This is a genomic window from Mangrovibacillus sp. Mu-81, from assembly GCF_036867415.1.
Lineage (GTDB): Bacteria > Bacillota > Bacilli > Bacillales > Bacillaceae_B > Rossellomorea.
On sequence record NZ_JBAJHU010000005.1, the window covers coordinates 185087 to 204922 of the forward strand.

Consider the following 19836-nt stretch of genomic DNA (forward strand, 5'->3'; position numbering starts at 1 on the left):
ACTCCCTCATTATAGCAACCTCGATTGACACGTGAAAAGGAATCTGCCTATTCGGTTTATTTTACATGATTGAACGTTAATTCTTTTCCCATCTCTTCCGACCTCGCCTTGGCTGCATCAACACACTTTGAGAATGCCTCGCTGACTCCGGATTCTTCGAGGACAGTAATGCCTGCTTCTGTCGTTCCGCCAGGACTGGTCACATTCCTGCGCAGTATGCCTGCTTCCTTGCCTGAAGCTTCTAGCATTTTTGATGCACCTGAAATGGTCTGGATGATCAATGCCTTTGCAAGTTCTTGTTGCATTCCCAAGTCCACTGCCGCTTTCTCGAGCAGCTCTGCAACATAATAAATGTAAGCTGGACCGCTCCCCGACACGGCTGTGATTAAATCCATCTGTTCTTCCGGAACCTCCACGGACAGACCGACCGAACGGAAGAATTTCAGCGTCCATTCTTTGTTTTGTTCCGAAAGAAATTCATTATATGTGACAGCTGTCGCTGACTTTCCAAGTGCAGCACTGGTATTCGGCATGGCTCTTGCGATGGCTCCGTTAAACGAGAGGGTTTCACTGATATGATTGATCGATATGCCGGCTAATACAGAAATGATGAGGGTTCCTGGGGACAGGAAGCTCTTTATCGCCGGTGCTGCCTCGTGGAAATCCTTTGGCTTCATGGCAAGGATGATCACATCGAGCTCCTCTGATGGGAGACGGCTGCTTACCCCGTTCACACCAAAATGTCCAATTAGTTCTGTTAATCGCTGTTGATTGGACCGGTTTGTCACATACACGTCCTCTTTTTTCAAAACCTGTGCATTAATGGCACCGCTTAATAAGGCGTGTGCCATCGAGCCGGCTCCGATAAATAATGTTTTCATTTTCACATACCCTCCTCGTAATAAAAATAAAGACCCCTTCATCCATAAAGGACGAAAGGGTCATGCTTCCGTGGTACCACCTTGTTTTATCCATCCGGCAGAGCGGAATGAATACACTTGAATTCCATGTAACGCTGGAAACGTTCTGTTTTAAGACGCTCTAAAGGCAGGTTCACGGACATAGAGGGCGACAGTGCTTTTCAGCCCATGAGCACCGATCTCTTACGCCATTTATCCGTTACTATTCTTTATCATCGCTTTAACTTTATATTATAGGTGATTATCTTAAAAAAACAGCTTGTCTGTCAAGGGTTTATTTCAGTATATTCAAAAGATATGAAAAATGACAAAGAAAGGATTAAAATGTACACTAAGAATGAAGGATCATTCATTTTTTTGGAAGATTCAATATACTGGAATGTGGTGGAACAATGACAACAACTGGTTTTGTGAATAACATTGCTAAAATTACTCTTTCGACACCGTATGCGGTGGGAGATGTCAATGTATATTTGATAAAAGGGGATGTGCTGTCCCTGGTGGACGCCGGGCCGCTTACGGATATTGCCTGGACGCAGCTGACCGGTGCGCTTGACTCTTTAGGCTATTCAGCGGATGATATCGGGCAAATTGTCCTCACGCATCATCATCCCGACCACGCTGGAATGCTGCAGCGGTTTTCGGACTCTGTAAAAATTATCGGGCATAAATACAATCAGTACTGGATCAATAGAGATGAGCGTTTTCATCAGGAATATGATCGTTTTTTCTATCGATTGGGGCTGGAATCAGGACTTCCCGAAGCCTATCTTTCAGCAATCCCTAAATTTAAAAGCCCATTGAAATATATGGGAAACAGAAACTTGGATGAGGCTGTAAGAGAAGGGGATCCTTTACCGGGCATGCCCGGGTGGAAGATCATTGAAACATTGGGGCATGCCCAAAGCCACCTTTCCTTTTACAGAGAAAGTGACGGGGTGATGATAGCGGGAGATCATATCCTTGAGCATATCTCTCCCAATCCGATCATCGAGCCGCCTTTTGAGGGGGGGACAGAGCGTACCAAACCACTCCTTCAATACAATGATTCGTTGAAAAAGCTAATGAACATCCCCATATCTTATGTCTATACCGGTCATGGGAAAGAAGTCGCGGATGTTCATGGCCTGATTCCGAAGAGACTCGGGAAACAGGAGGAAAGAGCGGGTTCAGTCCTGGTGATGCTGCAGGATGGACAGCAAACGGTTTTTGAAATTTGCAAACGTTTATTTCCTTCCGTTTATCAAAAGGAGCTCGGACTTACCTTATCGGAAACGATCGGTCAACTGGATTATCTTGAATCTGTCGGATCCATCCGGAAAGAAATTCAAGACAATGTTTACTACTACTATGCGTAATCGGGGTGAATCGTTTTGAATCAAAGAGTCAAAGGGAAGAACATCATCATAACAGGAGCTTCCGGCGGAATCGGTGAACAAATGGCTTTGAAAGTGGCTGAAAACGGAGGGAATGTGGCTTTGATTGCCCGGCGTCTGCATTTGCTGGAAAACCTGAAACAAACAATCGAAGCCGACTATCAGACGACGGTTAAGATATATCAGCTGGATGTAGCTCAATACGACGAAATACCCGGTGTTTTCACCACGATCATGGATGACTTCGGAGAAGTGCACGGCTTAATCAATAATGCCGGCTTCGGGATATTCAAAGAAGCGCATGAAGCCCCTTTTTCAGTTGTGAAAGGGATGTTTGAAGTGAATGTCCTCGGACTGATTGCATGTACAGGGGAGCTTCTGCCTCATATGCGCAGGCAGGGCTTCGGACATATCATCAATATAGCTTCTCAGGCGGGTAAATTTGCTACTCCTAAATCAAGTGCCTATTCAGCATCTAAACATGCGGTGCTCGGGTATACCAACAGCCTGCGGATGGAAGCATCGCGTTATGGGGTACAGGTGACTGCCGTCAATCCCGGACCGATCGCTACCGACTTTTTTTCGATTGCCGATGAGTCGGGAACATATGCGAAGAATGTCGGTAAATGGATGCTTAATCCTCATTTAGTCGCAGAAAAAGTGGTGAATTCGCTATTTACAAACAGAAGGGAAATCAACTTGCCGGTCTGGATGAATGCAGGCAGTGTCATTTATCAACTATTTCCATCTTTTGTAGAAAAAGTAGGAAATAAACTTTTTTTCAAAAAATAGTGAAACTAAATAGTTCTTTAGTACGTCTAATCTTATAAGGAGGGAGTCTATGAAAAAACGGTCCATCTTATTCATGCTGTGTGTCTTTTTTCTCATAACCGGATGTCATTCGGGTGGTGCCGGCAAGCCTCAGCACAATGAAGATTTCATAGGCTTTGCGACTGATATTGATCTTGAGAATGGTAAAGTGCTGATTAACGACATTTGGTTTTCCTTCGATAAAGAAACAGAATTTAAATCTGATAAGAAGAAATCTTTACATAGCGAAGATTTAAAAATCGGTCAGAAGGTAAAGGTGAAGTTTGATGGGGCAGCCGGGGAATCTTTCCCTTCCAATGCCGCTGCACATCAATTTATTTTGCTGACTGACGAACAAAGTGAAAAACAAGGGGATGCGGTGGAACTTGTCGTAAAGGATCCCCGTTTTTCCCAAGTGGTGATGCAGTCTATGGAGAAGAATCCAACAGGCATGTACTCCCTGCGCTTTAAAGATCTATCCCTCAACAGGGAAGTTCACGTGCTTGTCAGTATTGATGACAGGCGTGTCATCGTCCCCATTTCAACTACTGCCAATGAATAAGAAAGAGCGGTCATCAAAGATCCGCTCTTTTTGTGTTGATTAGATATGTTTTTGAACGGCTTCACGAGCACGGGATCCAGGGAGATTATACAGAAGAAATTAAGGGTATGCATCAATGAACAAGGATTTTGGGCTGTTTTTTAAAATCCATGCCTATTTTTCTGCCTTGGTGGAAAACTAGTGTCAGATATGTAAAAGGAAGTGAAGATATGACAGGAATCTTGTTAGCCCTGATCCCCGCAGTTGCATGGGGAAGCCTTGTGTTTGTCAGCGTGAAGCTTGGCGGTAATGCCTATAGTCAGACGGTTGGAATCACAATTGGCTCCCTGTTGTTCGCAGCAGGTGTTTTCTTTTTTAAATCGCCGGAATTGTCCATGCTTGTCTGGGGAGTCGGTTTCATTTCAGGTGTGTTTTGGGCAGTGGGACAAGTCAATCAGCTTGCGAGCGTCAAGTTTATAGGGGTTGCGAAAACCGTTCCCGTATCTACCGGGATGCAATTGATCGGTACGACCTTATTCGGTGTCCTGGTGTTCAAAGAGTGGACCACCATGGAAACCATCATGCTCGGAAGCGGTGCGGTCATCGCTCTGATCATTGGAGTGGTCTTGACCTCCTATACTCAAAAATCAGAGGACAAAGATAACCAGCAATTAAAGAAAGGGCTTCTTACATTATTTATTTCAAGTCTCGGATACATAGCGTATGTCGTCATTGTCCGCTGGTTCAAAATCGACGGGTGGGAAGCCATTTTACCTCAGGCCATCGGGATGTTCATCGGGGCGGTCGCCATCACCATCAGGCATAAACCCTTTGATCAATATACACTCCGGAATATATTGACCGGTCTCATGTGGGCAGCCGGAAATCTCGGATTGCTGCTCGCACTTCCGAGAATCGGTGTGGCTACAAGCTTTTCCCTGTCCCAGACAGGAATCGTGATTTCAACAATCGGAGGTTTGTTCTTCTTAGGGGAAAAGAAATCGAAGAAACAAATTATGCTTGTAATCGCAGGGTGTATCCTCATCATCATCGGAGGGGTGCTGCTCGGTTTTACCAAAGAATAGACAGGCAGCCATCGCTGCAACGGTCAGAGCTTTCTGAAAAATAATAAAGGAGGAAGTCATATGTATTCGGATTTACAAGGAAAAGTCGTCATTATCACAGGTGCCGCCACGGGGATCGGAAAGTCGATTGCTAAGCGGTTTGCAGAGGAACAATGCAAGGTGATCATTAACTATTTCAGTGAAGAAGAGAACCCCCGTGCATTATTGAAGGAAATCGAACAGAGCGGGGGCACTGCCTCCATCATTCAGGGGGATGTGACAAAAGAGGAGGATGTGGAAGCCTTTGTCAAGTTCGCCCACGATACGTATGGCAGTCTCGATATTTATGTGAACAATGCAGGAATCGAAAATGAAGTGCCGTCAGAAAGGTTGTCCCTCGAAGATTGGAATAAAGTATTGAATACGAATCTGACGGGAACCTTCCTCGGCTGCCGGGAAGCGGCTGAATATATGCTGGACCATAACATCAAGGGGTCCATCATTAACATTTCATCTGTACACGAAATCATCCCATGGCCGCATTTTGCTCATTATGCAGCCAGCAAAGGAGGGGTGAAGCTGTTGATGGAAAGCCTTGCTTTAGAGTTTGCCCCTGACGGCATACGGGTTAACAACATTGCCCCTGGTGCCATCGATACCCCCATTAACGCAGAAAAGTTTTCCGACCCTGAAAAGAAAAAAGGGGTTGAGAAACTCATTCCGCTCGGTTACATAGGGGAACCTGAACAAATCGCTTCCTGTGCGGCATTCCTTGCGTCAGAACAGGCAAGCTACGTAACCGGAACGACATTGATCGCCGATGGCGGGATGACGAAGTATCCAGGGTTTCAAGCCGGCAAAGGGTGATGTGAGATTTGTTTATGGGTGGAGTCTGCTCTTGATGGAGCAGACTCTTTTTGGGTTTGTATGCAAAAGTGAATTTGATGGAGGTCCCAGCAGATGTGGAGGATGTTTCACCCTTTTATGAGATTAAAACGGGATAGTTACAACTGAAATGGGCATTCATTTATATTTTTATTTGAATAAGTAGGTTTTTAAGGCAGTGCTCATCTCTGTATATTCCTCTTGGGACCGGGTAATGAGGATTATTGCGCCACTTTTTGAAGTATTGCGCCGGATTTTAATTAATTGCGCCATTTTAGGGATAATTGAGCTTCTTTTCAATTTATTGCGTCACTTTCCCGGTAATTGCGCTGCTTAGAATGATTCTTGTTTGTCCCGCGGTGCACTTTAATTGTCGTATGCTACCCGCATCGCTTCAAAGTCCTTCCGCTTTTCTGGTTGTCCAGCTCCGGGGCTTAGAGGCACATGTCATAAGTCAACTCGGCCAAGAAGGCAAAGAACGCCTTCGTGGCCGATTCGCCTTATGCCTCACGCCTCTGAGCAAAGCCCCTCCGCTTTTCGGTTTGTCCAGCTCCGGCGGCTAGAGGCTCGAGACATAAGTCATGCCATCCAAAAAGGCAAAGAGCGCCTTTATGGCTGCCCTGCCTTATGCTTGTCGCCTCTGAGCGAGCCGCCTCCGCTTTTCGGTTTCCCAATATTTTAACTCCATTCCCAGTAATTTAAGTTGAAAGCGAACGTATATTCGTATAAAATCATAGATATAATAAATAAGAACGAGTGTTCGATTATAAGGAGTGAAGGAGGGATGGGAAATGACCGTCGATTACAGCGGGCTGCCACATCACAAGATTTTATGCATCGATATGAAGAGCTTTTACGCCAGCTGTTCGGCTGTCATGCTCGGCCTCGATCCGCTCGAATGCCACTTGGCGGTTGTCGGGGACCCGGACAGGCAGGGGAGCATTGTGCTGGCTGCATCTCCCAGGTTAAAGAAGGACTTTGGCATCAAGACCGGATCGAGGATGTTTGAAATCCCAAAGGATCCCCGCATCAGGCTCGTGGAGCCGAAAATGGCCACCTACGTACGCATTTCCACTGAAATCACCCGCTTGTTTCATCGCTACGTCCCGAAAGACGCCATACATACGTACAGTGTCGATGAAAGCTTCATTAAAATTGACGGGGCCACTCACCTGTGGGGGGACGCCATGACCATCGCCCGGAAGGTCAAAGATGATATGGAAAGGGAGTTTCAGCTTCCGTGTGCGATTGGCATCGGACCGAATATGCTTCTCTCCAAACTCTGTTTGGACCTTGAAGCAAAGAAGGAAGGGATTGCAGAGTGGAGGTATGAAGACGTTCCGGAAAAACTGTGGCCGCTGTCTCCTCTCAGTGAGATGTGGGGAATCGGCCGCCGGCTCGAAAAGACGCTCAACCGGATGGGGATCTTCTCGGTCGGGCAGCTGGCGCAGTATGGGGTGGAAAAGCTCGAAGCGAAGTTCGGGATCATGGGCAACCAGCTCTATTACCATGCCTGGGGTGTGGATTTATCGGAAATCGGGGCGCCGATCATGGAAGGGCAGATCAGCTTCGGAAAGAGCCAGATCCTCCTCAGGGATTACAAGGAGAGGAAGGAAATCAAATCTGTCATCCTTGAGATGTGTGAAGAGGTGGCAAGAAGAGCAAGGACGCATAAGAAGGCGGGAAGAACGGTCAGTTTTGGGATCGGATACAGCCAGGAAGAATTCGGTGGGGGGTTTCACCGCTCAAGGACAGTGGAAGATCCGACCAATATCACGATGGACTTGTACAGGGTCTGTCTCCAGCTTTTCGAAGAGAATTATAACGGAAAGACTGTCCGGAAAATATCCATCGCCCTTTCAAATATTACAGAAGATGAAACGATGCAGATTTCTTTATTCGATCCCAAGCGGTGGGAGAAGCGCGAATTGGGATATGTAGTGGATAAGATTCGCCGCAAGTATGGGTCGGCTTCCCTGCTCAGGGCGGTATCCTATACGGAAGCGGGAACGGCGAGACATCGTGCGCGGCTCGTCGGAGGACATAAATCGTGACGGGATTCAGGAGGTGAGCAGGCATGATTCGTGACCGTGGAAGAATCAAATGGACGTCCATGATGCTGCCGGAGCATGTGAAATTATTACGGGACTGGGCGAAGGAAGATACGTATGAAAAAAGAAAAGAGCTTGATGAACAAGAATTGGAAGTATTGAACGAGGTGGTGGCGGAAGCGATGGAGTTCGGTAAGCCGGTATCGATCACTCATTATGTACATCATCGGCATGAACAGCTCGTCGGATCCATTCACCATGCTGATGCGCTGGAAGGGAAGCTGCATGTGGTGGACCGTGAAGGGAAGGTTCACTATATTCGTTTACCGGGCATCTCGGACATCCGTTTTTTTGAAGGGTGAGCAGGGTGCCATGTGCCAATAAAAAAGAGAGACTTTCGCATTGAAGTCTCTCCGGTTACATGTTTATTCCTCATCCAGCACTTTCTCCGCACGTACACAAGATTCGAATTTCCCCTTGTGAGAAGCATCGCAGAACGGCATATTTGCAGATAAACCGCAGCGGCATAAAGAGAAGACTTGCTTCGTAGGAAATACATTCCCTTCTGCGTCGATCAGCTCCACATCTCCGCTTACACGAAGAGAACCGTTGTCATTGACTTTGATTTGAGCTTTTGCCATGAAAACCCACCCTTTCTATATAATACAAAAGTTTCCCCATTATGATAGTAAAGTGAAAGACGGAAAAATGCAATATTATAAAGGAAACAGTGGAAATATGATAGGATGAAAAGGAGGAGGAAGTCATATGAAAATTCAACTGACAGATGCAGCGACAGAAAAGATAAACGATAAAATAGCGGGCCGGGAAGGCTGCTTGAAATTGAAATATGATATAGAAGGATGCGGGTGTGTGGTAAGCGGCATTCCAACATTATGGTATGTGACAAAGCCGGATGAAACTGACGATGTGACAGTGGAAACCAATAGTCTTCCGATTTTGGTAGAGAAGTCGAAAACGGTTTTCCTTGATGAAGAATTGAAGATCGATTTCTCATCAAGCAGCAATACATTCCAATTAAAAAGCCCGGGGCAAATCATCAATGGAAGAATGAACTTCATCCTGTATCCCGAAGAATAGTGGAAAAGCCGGTCCCATTTAGAGAGGGGAGCCGGCTTTGTTTTCTTTTATGAGTTTTTCATACATTTCCGCAATGGCCGCCCCGTTTTCCCAGCAATCACTCCCATCTTCCACACACCAGCAGGCAGACAGGACTGAATGACAGAACCCGTATGCGATGAGTCTTTCATAGGAAAGAGAGAGCAGGGAAGATAAAGCAGAAGTCCTGTGCTTTAAGAGTTCATAAGGATCTTCGTGCTGCTTCCAGTGATTTAACGTGTACTGTATGCAATCGTATTCCCGCTCTCCGACCAATCCTTTGGGATCGATTGCATTCCAGCCGGATGAAGCTGAGTACAAAATGTTTTCGTGATGCAAATCACCGTGAAGTAAATACTGTTCGTTTGAAGAACTGAGAAGATGTACGAACAGCGATTCTGCTTTTGCGATCATTTTTTCCGGCAAGGGACCGTTTGCATCATGAAAGCGGGACCGGTACCGTTGAATTCCTTCTGACCAGGCTTTAACATCAGGGAACGTATGAAGAGCTGAAGGTTTGTGCCATAACTGCCGGGCCACTGAAGCGAAGATTTTCAATCGTGCGTCTTCATCACCTATTGAATGCAGACCAGTGCCGGGCTCGAGATGCGCAAGGAGGATCCAGCCTGCTTCCCGGTCAGAGTCGATCACCTTTACCATGGCATCGCCGGCGAACTCCACGAGTGCATGAAACTCATTAGAAAAATCTTTATTGGGATACCCCATTTTTAATACGGCAGAAGTATCGCCGGGCAATATGACCGGGACGACGAAATTATAACTTAAAGAGAAAGGGTCCCCGAATGTCAGGTTGAATTTTTCCTTCAGGGAGAGGATTATTAGTTCGGCTTGATCTGCCCATACGACACCGGACTCCCCATACATTGCTTTCATTTTAGACCGAAAGTAATCCGGGATCATTATACATCATCCTTTCTGAGACGCTTCAACTTCTTCGAGAAACCGTTGAATGACGCTGTCGTACTTCTCCGGATCCTCGTTATATGATTGGGCATGGGTTCCTCGGAAATCCAGATGCATCATCTTGGGTCCCTGTTTCTTATTAAATAATTCTTCGGTCATTCGCGGGAGTATATAATCATCTTCCAAACTGTGGATGAACAACACGGGTTTTTGAATGTTCTGAATGACCGAACTAGGTGACAAATCTTTCAGCGAGTAACCCTCGCGAAATTTCAGGGTGCGGTTTACCAGCGGAAGCAGAAATCTTGCAGGCATCCCGAGTTCGACACCCATCCGGTAGGAAAGCTGTTCACCGAAGTTTGAATAGGGACAGTCGGCGATGTAGAAATCGGCGCGATCCTCGACACTACCTCCATATAGCAGCACGACGGCGGCGCCCATTGACTCGCCATGTAAACCGAAGAAGACGTCATCACCCGCCCGCCGGATTAGCTCATCAACGACCGCTTTCAAATCATATTTCTCGTAATATCCGTAGCTGGTCGTTTTGCCGCCGGAGTTTCCGTGACGGCGGTGATCGTAAATGATGGCATTGAAGCCCTTTTTAATGAATAGATTCATATATTTAATGGAGTTGAGTTTGTTTTCAGTGACGCCATGCGCAAAAATCATGTATTTATTATGTGGATGGGGTGTGACGAAAATGGCGTTGAGATGATAGCCGTATGGGGAAGCGATGTTGACCTCTTCTTTTGGGAGGGCATCATATTCCTCCTGAATGATGCGTTGGGCATCGGTTTCCCTTGATCGAACGAGTTTATAATCTTTTTTCGGGAGATACATGAAAGTATTCGTGATGAAGTATCCGAGTCCGCCGATACCGAGAGCGGAAAGGATCCCGCCTAAAAATAGTGATCTTTTTTTCAAATCATTCACCTCATTGTCTAACAACGGTGTTTTCATTTTATCACTAAGAGGAAAGAATTGGAATTTATAAGGTGGACTGATATAAAGAAAAATGAGAAGCGCTCCCCATCACAGGGGGGGCGCTTCTGCAGGATGGATCATGATTTGGCATTTTGACGTTTAGTCGGATGAATCGCTTTATCCAGTTCTTCAGCAGAGAGTGTATTCGATACTGTGTCGCTGGCCGGCTTTCCCTTCTGACTCATGCCTTTATCACGTTTTTGACTCATATTTTCATCTCCTCAGCATTCAGATTAGTCTTAGAATGCTCGGCGGGGAAAGGTGGTATTCATCTAAACTTATTTGTTGAGTTCGTAAAGCCGGTAATACCCGCTTTCAATCGGACGGCTGATGTGCGGCTTCACGACATCGATCGCACGGGACAGCTTATCTAAGTCGATGCCGGTCGACACTCCCATTTCTTCTGCCATGAATACGACGTCTTCCGTTGCTACATTCCCTGTGGCCCCAGGGGCAAACGGACATCCTCCAAGTCCGCCGGCTGATGTATCGAACCGGTCAACACCGGCCTCCATGGAAGCCAGGATATTGGCAAGAGCCAGTTTCCTTGTGTCATGGAAATGAGCAGTCATGAGTGTGTCCGGGAGTTCTTTTTTTAGTAATGTGAATAAAGTATACGCTTCAAGAGGATTCGCACGCCCCACAGTATCCGCGACGCTTAACTCGTCTGCTCCTATTTCAACAAACTTTTTGCAAAGGGAAAGTGTATCTTCAGGATCGATTTTCCCTTCATAGGGACAATAAAAAGCGGTCGAAATACAGGCACGGACAAAATATCCCCGTTCTTTTAACTGAGAAATAAGAGGTTCCAGATCTGAGAGTGCGTCTTGAGTTGTTTTATTGATATTCCTTTGGTTGAAGGTGCTGCTGACCCCTACAAAAACAGCGACTGCCTTGCAGCCTGTTTCATATACACGCCGGAGGCCGAATTCATTTGGTGCAAGCACGAAATCGCGCGAATCATCCGTTAAACAAGAGTCGACGATATCACTGGCATCCTGCATTTGCGGCACCCACTTTGGCGACACAAAAGAGGTCAGCTCCATTTCCTTGATGCCTGATTCCTTCAGGCGCAGGATAAATTCTTTCTTCGTGTCAGTTGGAACAAAGTTCTTTTCATTTTGCAAGCCGTCACGGGGACCGACCTCGATAATTGTAATCGTTTCAGGTAATTTCATCGTTTTCACTCCTCTTTTCTTATTGTAGGAAAATTTCGACAACAAAATCAACTAAATTTTTTAAGATTGAGAGAGGAAATTGAAGCGTTTACATAGAAAAGGTTACAGTGGAGATATTTTTGCCCTTTCTCTAAAGGGAGGAAATTCATGCAAATCAGTCAGAATAGTATGGGAGGAAGAGAAATGTCGAATGAAGTTGTAATCGTCAGCGCTGTAAGAACAGCGATTGGGAGCTTTAACGGCTCATTGAAAGATGTTTCAGCTCCTGAGCTTGGGGCAATCGTGATCAAAGATGCCCTTGAAAAGGCCGGACTGAAAAAAGAAGATGTTGATGAAGTCATCATGGGGAATGTCCTGCAGGCTGGACTTGGACAGAACCCTGCACGACAGGCATCCATTAAGGCAGGATTACCAGAACATGTCCCTGCCATGACAATAAATAAAGTATGTGGTTCGGGATTAAAGACCGTACACTTGGCAACCCAGGCGATACTTGCAGGGGATGCCGATATTATAGTTGCAGGCGGAATGGAAAATATGAGCCAGGCTCCGTATTTATTAAAAGGTGCGAGAAATGGATATAAAATGGGAGATCAGAAAGTAGTGGACAGTATGATTTCCGATGGTTTATGGTGTGCTTTCAACGATTACCATATGGGAGTGACAGCTGAAAACCTGTGTGACCGCTATTCATTATCCCGTGAAGAACAGGATAAATTTGCGGCATGGAGTCAGGAGAAAGCAAGTGCTGCAATTGAATCAGGGAAATTCAAGGATGAGATTGTCCCTGTACATATCCCTCAACGCAAAGGCGATCCGATTGAGTTCAGCCAGGATGAATTCCCCCGCAAGGGCTCAACTGCGGAAAAATTATCCGGACTTCGTGCTGCATTCAAGAAAGACGGGAGTGTGACAGCAGGTAATGCGTCCGGCATTAACGACGGCGCAGCTGCTGTTGTGGTCATGTCAAAGAAAAAAGCAGATGAGCTTGGTATAACTCCCCTAGTGACAATAAAAGGAAATGCAAATGCAGGGGTTGATCCGAGTGTAATGGGAATTGGACCGGTAGCGGCAGTTAAGAAGGTGCTGGAGAAGACAAAGCTGACGATCGGGGACATGGAGCTGATCGAAGCCAATGAAGCGTTTGCTGCGCAATCCCTGGCAGTCGACAAGGAACTGGGGTTCAAACAGGATGCTCTCAATGTAAACGGGGGAGCCATTGCCTTAGGCCATCCAATCGGGGCAAGCGGCACCAGGATCCTGGTCACACTGATCCATGAAATGAAGAAAAGACAGGTTCGGCACGGATTGGCCACGCTGTGTATCGGCGGAGGGCAAGGTGTAGCGACAGTCGTCGAGATGAATAGATAAGAAGGCTGATTAAGAAAGAAATGAGGAGGGAATACGATGAAACAAGTTTATACTTCATACAGTGAAGCTGTGGCGGATATACATGACGGGGCCACTCTTATGGTAGGCGGATTCGGTCTGTGCGGCATTCCTGAGAAATTGATACTTGCCCTTGTGGATAAAGGGGTTAAGAAACTGACAGTCATCTCAAATAACTGCGGTGTGGATGACTGGGGACTTGGCTTATTGCTCCAGAATAAACAGATTGACAAAATGATAGGGTCCTATGTAGGAGAGAATAAAGAGTTTGAAAGACAGGTGCTTTCAGGAGAGCTTGAAGTGGAATTGGTTCCTCAAGGAACATTAGCCGAGAAGATCCGGGCAGGAGGCGCCGGGATCCCTGCGTTTTATACACCCGCCGGGGTGGGTACACCAGTAGCGGAAGGGAAAGAAACGCGGACGTTCAATGGAAAGGAATATCTGCTGGAGGAAGCCTTTACGGCTGATTTCTCACTTGTAAGAGCGTGGAAAGCAGATAAGATGGGGAATCTGATTTACAACAAAACAGCGCAGAACTTCAATCCGATGATTGCTGCTGCAGGAAAAGTGACCATCGCTGAAGCAGAGGAGATTGTGGAGATCGGGGACATCAATCCACAGGAGGTACATACTCCGAGCATCTATGTTCAACGATTGATTCAGGCAGAGCAGGAAAAACGCATAGAAAGAAGAACAGTCAAAGCCTAGAAGGGAGAGTGGATAGGATGGATCGTGCTAAGATGCGTGAAAAGATCGCCAGAAGAGCGGAAAAAGAGATACAGGATGGTTTTTACGTGAACTTAGGAATCGGAATGCCGACGCTTGTCGCCAACTATATTACAGAGAATAAACAGGTTGTGCTGCAGTCGGAGAACGGGCTGCTTGGGATAGGGCCCTATCCGACAGAAGAAGAATTGGATGCTGACCTGATCAATGCAGGGAAAGAAACGGTCACTGCCATTCCGGGATCTTCTTACTTTAATAGTGCCGAATCATTTGCGATGATTCGCGGAGGGCATATCAATATTGCCATCCTGGGCGGCATGGAAGTTGCTGAAAATGGCGATCTTGCCAACTGGATGATTCCAGGTAAGATGATCAAGGGAATGGGCGGCGCGATGGATCTGGTCCATGGAGCGCAGCGAATCATTGTCATCATGGAACATGTGAACAAAAGCGGTGAGAGTAAGATTCTGAAAGAATGCACATTACCGCTAACAGGTAAAGGGGTAGTCGACCGGATCATCACCGACCGTGCAGTCATGGATGTGACACATGAAGGGCTGCTTCTGCGGGAAGTGGCAAACGGATTCACAGTGGAAGACATTCTATCCTCTACCGCAGCCGAGCTTAAAGTGGCCGACGATGTGAAACTCGAAGCTTATTAAAACACCAGCCATCCAGGGAGAAAGAAAAATCTCCCTGGATGGCTTTTTAGTTTTTTTGCAACATTTTCTGGGGGATGAGCCGTCTTTTTGACGAATGCGGGAAAAAGTTTTATAAATATAAGATAGATATGACCAAGGGGGATCCGGAATGTCAAAGAAAAAGAAACAAGAAGCAGAGTTGACGTTAAAGAACTCCATAAATGCCGACCTGTTTGAACAATTGAAGAGTAAGAAAAAAGAACTTGAAAAAGTGGAAGAAGTGAAAAAAGAAGAAGAGACTCAGCGAAAAGCGGAGGAAAGAAAACAAAGAGAGAAAAATAAATCTTTTGAAGAATTATTGAATGAAAGTGACATGAACTGGAAGAATTATAAGAAATAAAACAGTCCATTACAGAAAAAGCGGGCATGGATTCTCCATACCCGTTTTTTACAACGCCAAAGCTGCTGGTGCACACAAACTGGTGAGTGGGATGTCAGTCCCGGTGCTGTTCATACCGGGAAAGCTTCGCCAATGCTTTCAGCACGCCAAGTTCTTCATCCGCCAGAGGGGCTCCATTGACAGCCTGGATATTTTCCTTCAGCTGCCTGATGGAACTGGCTCCCGGGATGACGGATGCGACCGGGCGGTGTGCCAGGTCATACTGAAGGGCAAGCTCATTCATGCTCCGATCATCTCTTGATTTATCCCGAATCGAGCGAAGAACTTCCTCAAGTTCTTCATATGAATAGTCAAGATAGCCGTGTTCTTTTATTTTTTTGGAAGCTTTGGCCAGCATTTTTTCTGAAAGCATGCCTTTTGCAAGAGGCCCCCTGGCAATCACACTTATGTTATGCTCTTCAAGGAGATTCATCCATTCCTCAGGGCGGCGATCCAGCAGGCTGTACTGCATCATGACACTTTGGATGGAGGAATGCGATAAGAATCTCTTTATGACATTCGGGCGGATCGAAGAAATCCCGTATTGCCGGATATAACCCTCTGACTTCAATTCCTCAAATGCTTCGATACTTTCTTCAAAGTTGTCCTCAATGGTTCCTCCGTGAAGCTGGTACAAATCGATATAGTCCACTTTGAGCCTGGAGAGGCTGTCCTTCACTGCCGATTTCAAATATTCTTTGGACGGGTCCCATCTCCAGCCTTCTTTTACATCGTTCCATCTGTTACCTGCTTTTGTGGCGATTACAACGTCATCACGCACGTCCTTTAATGAATTCCCCACGATTTCCTCATTCTGCCCGAAGTCGTACAAATCAGCTGTATCAAAATAATTGATCCCATTTTCTATCGCAGTTTGAACGATTTCTTTTGCTTTCTTTTCATCAGTGCCGAGGGACATGCAGCCAAGTCCCATTTTTGAAACATAAAGATCCGAGTTCCCGATTTGTCGTTTTTCCATTATACCCGTCCTTTCAATTTCCTCATTCTCTATCTTTTATTTTAACGAAATCGGGAACGGTTAAACAAAAGATACGCATTACCTTGTTGGAGGGGGAGACTTACAAAGAAGGATGGTTCCCCTCAGAATGACTTATCTGCAGCGGTTGTCCATTCTTTGACGGTGTCATATTTTCTGCTGTATTCCTTCAGTTTCGCTTTGACTTCCCAAGCTTTCCCGGCAAGAATGACCCGGTCTTTTTCAATGATTACCTGCAGGGGGATCACCTCAAACTTTCTATTAAATATGGTAGAATGTATGAAGGAAAGGCGAGTGACAGAACAAGGAGAGATGATTAGTGAAAAAATTCGAAGAAAAGACAATCAGTACTGAAAAAATATATAAAGGAAAGATCATCGACCTGCAGGTGGATGAGGTGACCCTTCCAAATGGAAAGACGTCAAAAAGAGAACTGATTAAACACCCGGGGGCCGTTGCGGTCATCGCTTTGACACCGGAAGGCAAACTTGTGCTGGTGGAGCAGTATCGCAAAGCACTGGAAAAATCAATAGTTGAAATTCCAGCCGGAAAGCTTGAACCCGGCGAAGAGCCGATCGTCACGGCTGCCAGGGAGCTCGAAGAAGAAACGGGTTACGGGTGCGAGAAGCTTGAGCATCTTATTTCCTTCTACACATCACCGGGATTTGCGGATGAACTTGTGCATCTATACGTAGCAAAAAATATAAAACGCATAGAAGAAGCAAGAGAACTTGATGAGGACGAATTTGTAGAACAAATAGAGGTGACCGTGGAAGAGGCTTCCATGCTGATCGAAGAGAAAAGAATTCATGATGCAAAAACTGCTTATGCAGTTCAGTATCTAAAGCTGCAGCAATTCAATCAATAACCATTTACACGTACCCAGCACGATAAAAGCCGCTTTCCGCTTATACTCAGGTTGACGGAAAGCGGCGCATAAACTTGTCCCTTCCAGCATATATTCTACTAATTGATATCTGGGAGGAGCATTGTGATGCGCAAAAAACTATCAAATTCAAATCCAGTCGTACAACATGTACAAGCACATTCCTCAATTTACTTATTCATCATTACACTGTTTTTAATGGGAATCATCTTTGGGGCAATTGTTGTGAATTCGCTGTCTTTTGCCCAAAAAGAGGACCTTTATTTTTATTTGAGTAAGTTTTTCAGTGAAATTGAAGGGGGCAGAATCACGTCAGCGGAAGAACTGTTCAGACAAAGCTTCCTTCATAATGTGAAATATCTTGGACTGATTTGGATTTTGGGCATTTCAATCATTGGGCTTCCCCTGATCTTTGTGCTTCTTTTCATGAAAGGGGTTGTAGTCGGGTTTTCCGTCGGTTTCCTTGTGAATCAAATGGGGTGGAGCGGTTTTCTGCTTTCTTTCGTCAGCGTCCTGCCGCAAAACATCATTATTATTCCGGCTTTCATCTTCATCGGTGTGATCAGTGCAGGTTTCTCTCTCACATTAATCCGTAAAATATTTGTCCGGCACAGTGCATCCATGCAATTTCAAATCCTTCCCTTCCTGTCGAGGTATGTTATTTTCTTCGTCATTGCAGTGGCGATCGTGACGGTTGCTGCAAGTATAGAAGCGTATCTTTCACCTCATTTAATGGAAGCGGTCATCTCCAGGATTAAATAATCATTATTATGTAATAACCATTTCAGTTTCTTGATTATAATTATTTTATTTTGCTTATTCCTCCCTTTTTGATATAATAATATAGACATTGACGAGGGAGGGAAGGACAATGGAAAGTCGTATCGAACGAATCAAAAAACAGCTTCATTCCGCCAGCTATAAGTTGACTCCTCAGCGTGAAGCTACTGTACGTGTGCTGTTAGAGCATGAAGAAGATCACCTGAGTGCCGAAGATGTATACCTCCTCGTTAAGGAAAAGTCTCCGGAAATCGGACTGGCAACGGTGTATCGTACACTCGAATTGCTTTCTGAACTGAAAGTCGTGGATAAGATCAACTTTGGTGATGGTGTATCCCGATATGACCTCCGTCAAGAAGGAGCCGCCCATTTTCATCATCATCTGGTATGTATCGAATGCGGAGCGGTTGATGAGATCCAGGATGACCTGCTTGAAGACGTTGAAAAGATTGTTGAGAGAGATTGGAAATTCAAAATAAAAGATCACCGATTAACCTTTCATGGCATATGTTCAAGATGCCAGGATAAAGAGGAAGAATCTGAATAGTATAGGAAAAGCCCTGAAGAAGCTGATTATTGTTTCGTCCTGAAACGATTGTATACATATCTTTAAGGGCTTTTTTTAATCAATCCGGCACCGTGATTCCTGCAAAGGGACCGGAAAGAACACAAAATGACTGAAAAATTGCGTCCCCCTTGGTATAAAACAGTCCAAAATCGTCATAGCTTGTATTATAGAGCCTGGTGGACTGTGAGATATCATATCAAATGGAGGACGAACCGATGAAAAAAGGACTTGGGATGGTTTGGCAGACCATTAAAGTATTTATATTATTTACCGGATCGACGATATTGTTTTATTATGGAATTATATGGATTAGTGAAGAGTACGAAGGGTATCACAAATACGATGAACCAGAGGGAGCTGCGGTCAAAGTGTCTTCTTCTGTAGCTGATGAAGACAGTCATTGGTATGACCGGTTATTATTTTTTTATATGAACGGGGAGTAATGCAATTTGGAAGACCAAATTAAAGACTATATGCATTTTTTGATTGTGGAGAAAGGACTCGCAAAGAATACCATCGAATCCTATCAGCGTGATCTGAATAACTATGCCTTGTACTTGACGAATGTCGAAGAAATATCGTCACTCAATGAGGTGACCCGGGTGAATATCGTACAATTTTTGGGTCACCTGAAAGAACAGGGAAAATCCTCTAAAACGCTCGCCAGACATGTGGCATCGATTCGTTCGTTCCACCAGTTTCTCCTAAGGGAAAAAAATACAAATCAGGATCCGACTGTTCACATTGAAACACCTAAAACAGAACGGACATTACCGAAAATATTAAGTATAGAAGAAGTGGAGGCCTTGCTTGAGGCACCCGTAGTCTCGACCCCTCTCGGAATGAGGGATAAAGCAATGCTCGAAATCCTTTATGCAACCGGTATCCGCGTGAGTGAACTCATTTCACTTAAGCTTGAGGATGTCCATTTGACAATGGGGTTTGTCCGATGCATCGGGAAAGGGAATAAGGAAAGGATCATCCCGATCGGAAGGACTGCCATGACGGTGCTTGAGAAATACCTGGAAGATGCCAGGCTGAAATTAAGGTCGAAAAAACATAAGGATGATCATCTGTTTTTAAATCACCATGGAAAAGGATTGACCAGGCAGGGATTTTGGAAAAACCTGAAGGCGCTTGCCAAAAAAGCGAATATTGAAAAGGATTTGACTCCACATACTTTAAGGCATTCTTTTGCCACTCATTTATTGGAAAATGGAGCCGATTTGAGGGCAGTCCAGGAAATGCTCGGACATGCAGATATATCGACGACCCAAATTTATACACATGTGACGAAAACACGCTTAAAAGATGTTTATTCGAAATTTCATCCCAGAGCATAATAAAAGAGAGGCTTCTTAAAGAATTGACCAACTTTAAGAGGTTCTCTCTTGTTTTTTTTGAAAGGGAAAAGTAGAATATAGATGTCAGACTTCTGACGTGCGTGTTGTTCGATTGATACGTCAGGGTTGAGGGTAAGATACGTTTAGAGATACAAAATGTAACCGCTTTTTTAAAAGCACGCCTTAAACGGTTTTCATAGAGAGTATACAGA

Annotated in this window: 25 protein-coding genes and 1 other annotated feature; of the genes, 17 read left to right on the forward strand and 8 right to left on the reverse strand. The window is 45.2% G+C overall.

Going from position 1 to position 19836, the window contains the following annotated elements; all coding sequences use genetic code 11:
- Positions 1-56: 56 nt before the first annotated feature.
- Positions 57-881 (reverse strand): pyrroline-5-carboxylate reductase, encoded by an 825-nt coding sequence (gene proC / locus V6B33_RS13015; RefSeq protein ID WP_334218169.1) that lies wholly within the window; start codon positions 879-881, stop codon positions 57-59.
- Positions 882-925: 44 nt separating this feature from the next.
- Positions 926-1145: a binding site (T-box leader), on the reverse strand.
- A gap of 167 nt (positions 1146-1312) precedes the next feature.
- Between proC and V6B33_RS13020 the strand changes: the two genes are divergently transcribed.
- The 7 genes from V6B33_RS13020 to V6B33_RS13050 all read left to right on the forward strand — a co-directional run bounded on the left by V6B33_RS13020 (position 1313) and on the right by V6B33_RS13050 (position 8009).
- The gene (locus tag V6B33_RS13020) at positions 1313-2278 is read left to right on the forward strand and encodes an MBL fold metallo-hydrolase (RefSeq protein ID WP_334218170.1); all 966 of its coding nucleotides are present in this window, start codon (positions 1313-1315) and stop codon (positions 2276-2278) included.
- 15 nt (positions 2279-2293) lie between these two features.
- Positions 2294-3088, forward strand: a complete 795-nt coding sequence (locus V6B33_RS13025; RefSeq protein ID WP_334218171.1) for an SDR family NAD(P)-dependent oxidoreductase — start codon at positions 2294-2296, stop codon at positions 3086-3088.
- 49 nt (positions 3089-3137) lie between these two features.
- Positions 3138-3668 carry a DUF3221 domain-containing protein gene (locus V6B33_RS13030; RefSeq protein ID WP_334218172.1) on the forward strand — a complete coding sequence of 177 codons (531 nt, stop codon included), beginning with the start codon at positions 3138-3140 and terminating at the stop codon, positions 3666-3668.
- A gap of 209 nt (positions 3669-3877) precedes the next feature.
- On the forward strand, positions 3878-4732 hold the full coding sequence (locus V6B33_RS13035) for a GRP family sugar transporter (protein WP_334218173.1): 855 nt from the start codon (positions 3878-3880) through the stop codon (positions 4730-4732).
- 60 nt (positions 4733-4792) lie between these two features.
- A complete protein-coding gene (locus V6B33_RS13040) occupies positions 4793-5578 on the forward strand; it encodes a glucose-1-dehydrogenase (protein WP_334218174.1) in 786 nt (261 codons plus the stop codon).
- Positions 5579-6387: 809 nt separating this feature from the next.
- A complete protein-coding gene (locus tag V6B33_RS13045) occupies positions 6388-7650 on the forward strand; it encodes a Y-family DNA polymerase (RefSeq protein ID WP_334218175.1) in 1263 nt (420 codons plus the stop codon).
- Positions 7651-7673: 23 nt separating this feature from the next.
- On the forward strand, positions 7674-8009 hold the full coding sequence (locus V6B33_RS13050; RefSeq protein ID WP_334218176.1) for a YolD-like family protein: 336 nt from the start codon (positions 7674-7676) through the stop codon (positions 8007-8009).
- 63 nt (positions 8010-8072) lie between these two features.
- Here V6B33_RS13050 and V6B33_RS13055 read toward each other — a convergent pair whose 3' ends face one another.
- Positions 8073-8288, reverse strand: a complete 216-nt coding sequence (locus V6B33_RS13055; protein ID WP_334218177.1) for a CDGSH iron-sulfur domain-containing protein — start codon at positions 8286-8288, stop codon at positions 8073-8075.
- A 127-nt stretch (positions 8289-8415) separates the two neighbouring features.
- Here V6B33_RS13055 and V6B33_RS13060 point away from each other — a divergent pair, with 127 nt between their 5' ends.
- Positions 8416-8748 carry an iron-sulfur cluster biosynthesis family protein gene (locus tag V6B33_RS13060; protein WP_334218178.1) on the forward strand — a complete coding sequence of 111 codons (333 nt, stop codon included), beginning with the start codon at positions 8416-8418 and terminating at the stop codon, positions 8746-8748.
- A gap of 18 nt (positions 8749-8766) precedes the next feature.
- On the opposite strand, the gene V6B33_RS13065 is transcribed toward V6B33_RS13060, so the two are convergent.
- The 4 genes from V6B33_RS13065 to V6B33_RS13080 all read right to left on the reverse strand — a co-directional run bounded on the left by V6B33_RS13065 (position 8767) and on the right by V6B33_RS13080 (position 11855).
- A complete protein-coding gene (locus V6B33_RS13065; protein ID WP_334218179.1) occupies positions 8767-9687 on the reverse strand; it encodes an aminoglycoside phosphotransferase family protein in 921 nt (306 codons plus the stop codon).
- A gap of 6 nt (positions 9688-9693) precedes the next feature.
- Complete coding sequence (locus tag V6B33_RS13070) at positions 9694-10617, reverse strand: alpha/beta hydrolase (protein ID WP_334218180.1); 924 nt, start codon at positions 10615-10617, stop codon at positions 9694-9696.
- Between the two features lie 137 nt (positions 10618-10754).
- Positions 10755-10886, reverse strand: a complete 132-nt coding sequence (locus V6B33_RS13075; RefSeq protein WP_334218181.1) for a hypothetical protein — start codon at positions 10884-10886, stop codon at positions 10755-10757.
- Between the two features lie 69 nt (positions 10887-10955).
- The gene (locus V6B33_RS13080) at positions 10956-11855 is read right to left on the reverse strand and encodes a hydroxymethylglutaryl-CoA lyase (RefSeq protein WP_334218182.1); all 900 of its coding nucleotides are present in this window, start codon (positions 11853-11855) and stop codon (positions 10956-10958) included.
- A 183-nt stretch (positions 11856-12038) separates the two neighbouring features.
- Between V6B33_RS13080 and V6B33_RS13085 the strand changes: the two genes are divergently transcribed.
- From V6B33_RS13085 to V6B33_RS13100, 4 genes are all read left to right on the forward strand, one after another.
- On the forward strand, positions 12039-13226 hold the full coding sequence (locus V6B33_RS13085; RefSeq protein WP_334218183.1) for an acetyl-CoA C-acetyltransferase: 1188 nt from the start codon (positions 12039-12041) through the stop codon (positions 13224-13226).
- Positions 13227-13262: 36 nt separating this feature from the next.
- Positions 13263-13952, forward strand: coding sequence for a CoA transferase subunit A (locus tag V6B33_RS13090; RefSeq protein WP_334218184.1), 690 nt, complete (start codon positions 13263-13265; stop codon positions 13950-13952).
- A gap of 17 nt (positions 13953-13969) precedes the next feature.
- Positions 13970-14632, forward strand: a complete 663-nt coding sequence (locus V6B33_RS13095; RefSeq protein WP_334218185.1) for a CoA transferase subunit B — start codon at positions 13970-13972, stop codon at positions 14630-14632.
- Between the two features lie 148 nt (positions 14633-14780).
- Complete coding sequence (locus tag V6B33_RS13100) at positions 14781-15011, forward strand: YqkE family protein (RefSeq protein ID WP_334218186.1); 231 nt, start codon at positions 14781-14783, stop codon at positions 15009-15011.
- A 94-nt stretch (positions 15012-15105) separates the two neighbouring features.
- Here V6B33_RS13100 and V6B33_RS13105 read toward each other — a convergent pair whose 3' ends face one another.
- On the reverse strand, positions 15106-16029 hold the full coding sequence (locus V6B33_RS13105; protein ID WP_334218187.1) for an aldo/keto reductase: 924 nt from the start codon (positions 16027-16029) through the stop codon (positions 15106-15108).
- Between the two features lie 122 nt (positions 16030-16151).
- Positions 16152-16286: a Z-ring formation inhibitor MciZ gene (gene mciZ, locus V6B33_RS13110; RefSeq protein ID WP_334218254.1), complete on the reverse strand. Its 135-nt coding sequence runs from the start codon at positions 16284-16286 to the stop codon at positions 16152-16154.
- Positions 16287-16366: 80 nt separating this feature from the next.
- Between mciZ and V6B33_RS13115 the strand changes: the two genes are divergently transcribed.
- The 5 genes from V6B33_RS13115 (at position 16367) to xerD (ending at position 19624) form a co-directional block, all read left to right on the forward strand.
- Positions 16367-16915: an NUDIX hydrolase gene (locus V6B33_RS13115; protein WP_334218188.1), complete on the forward strand. Its 549-nt coding sequence runs from the start codon at positions 16367-16369 to the stop codon at positions 16913-16915.
- Positions 16916-17041: 126 nt separating this feature from the next.
- Positions 17042-17695, forward strand: a complete 654-nt coding sequence (gene spoIIM, locus V6B33_RS13120; RefSeq protein WP_334218189.1) for a stage II sporulation protein M — start codon at positions 17042-17044, stop codon at positions 17693-17695.
- A gap of 109 nt (positions 17696-17804) precedes the next feature.
- Positions 17805-18260 (forward strand): ferric iron uptake transcriptional regulator, encoded by a 456-nt coding sequence (gene fur / locus V6B33_RS13125; RefSeq protein ID WP_175991141.1) that lies wholly within the window; start codon positions 17805-17807, stop codon positions 18258-18260.
- 236 nt (positions 18261-18496) lie between these two features.
- Positions 18497-18724, forward strand: a complete 228-nt coding sequence (locus tag V6B33_RS13130) for a YqzK family protein (RefSeq protein WP_334218190.1) — start codon at positions 18497-18499, stop codon at positions 18722-18724.
- Between the two features lie 6 nt (positions 18725-18730).
- Positions 18731-19624, forward strand: coding sequence for a site-specific tyrosine recombinase XerD (gene xerD / locus V6B33_RS13135; RefSeq protein WP_334218191.1), 894 nt, complete (start codon positions 18731-18733; stop codon positions 19622-19624).
- Positions 19625-19836 lie beyond the last annotated feature (212 nt).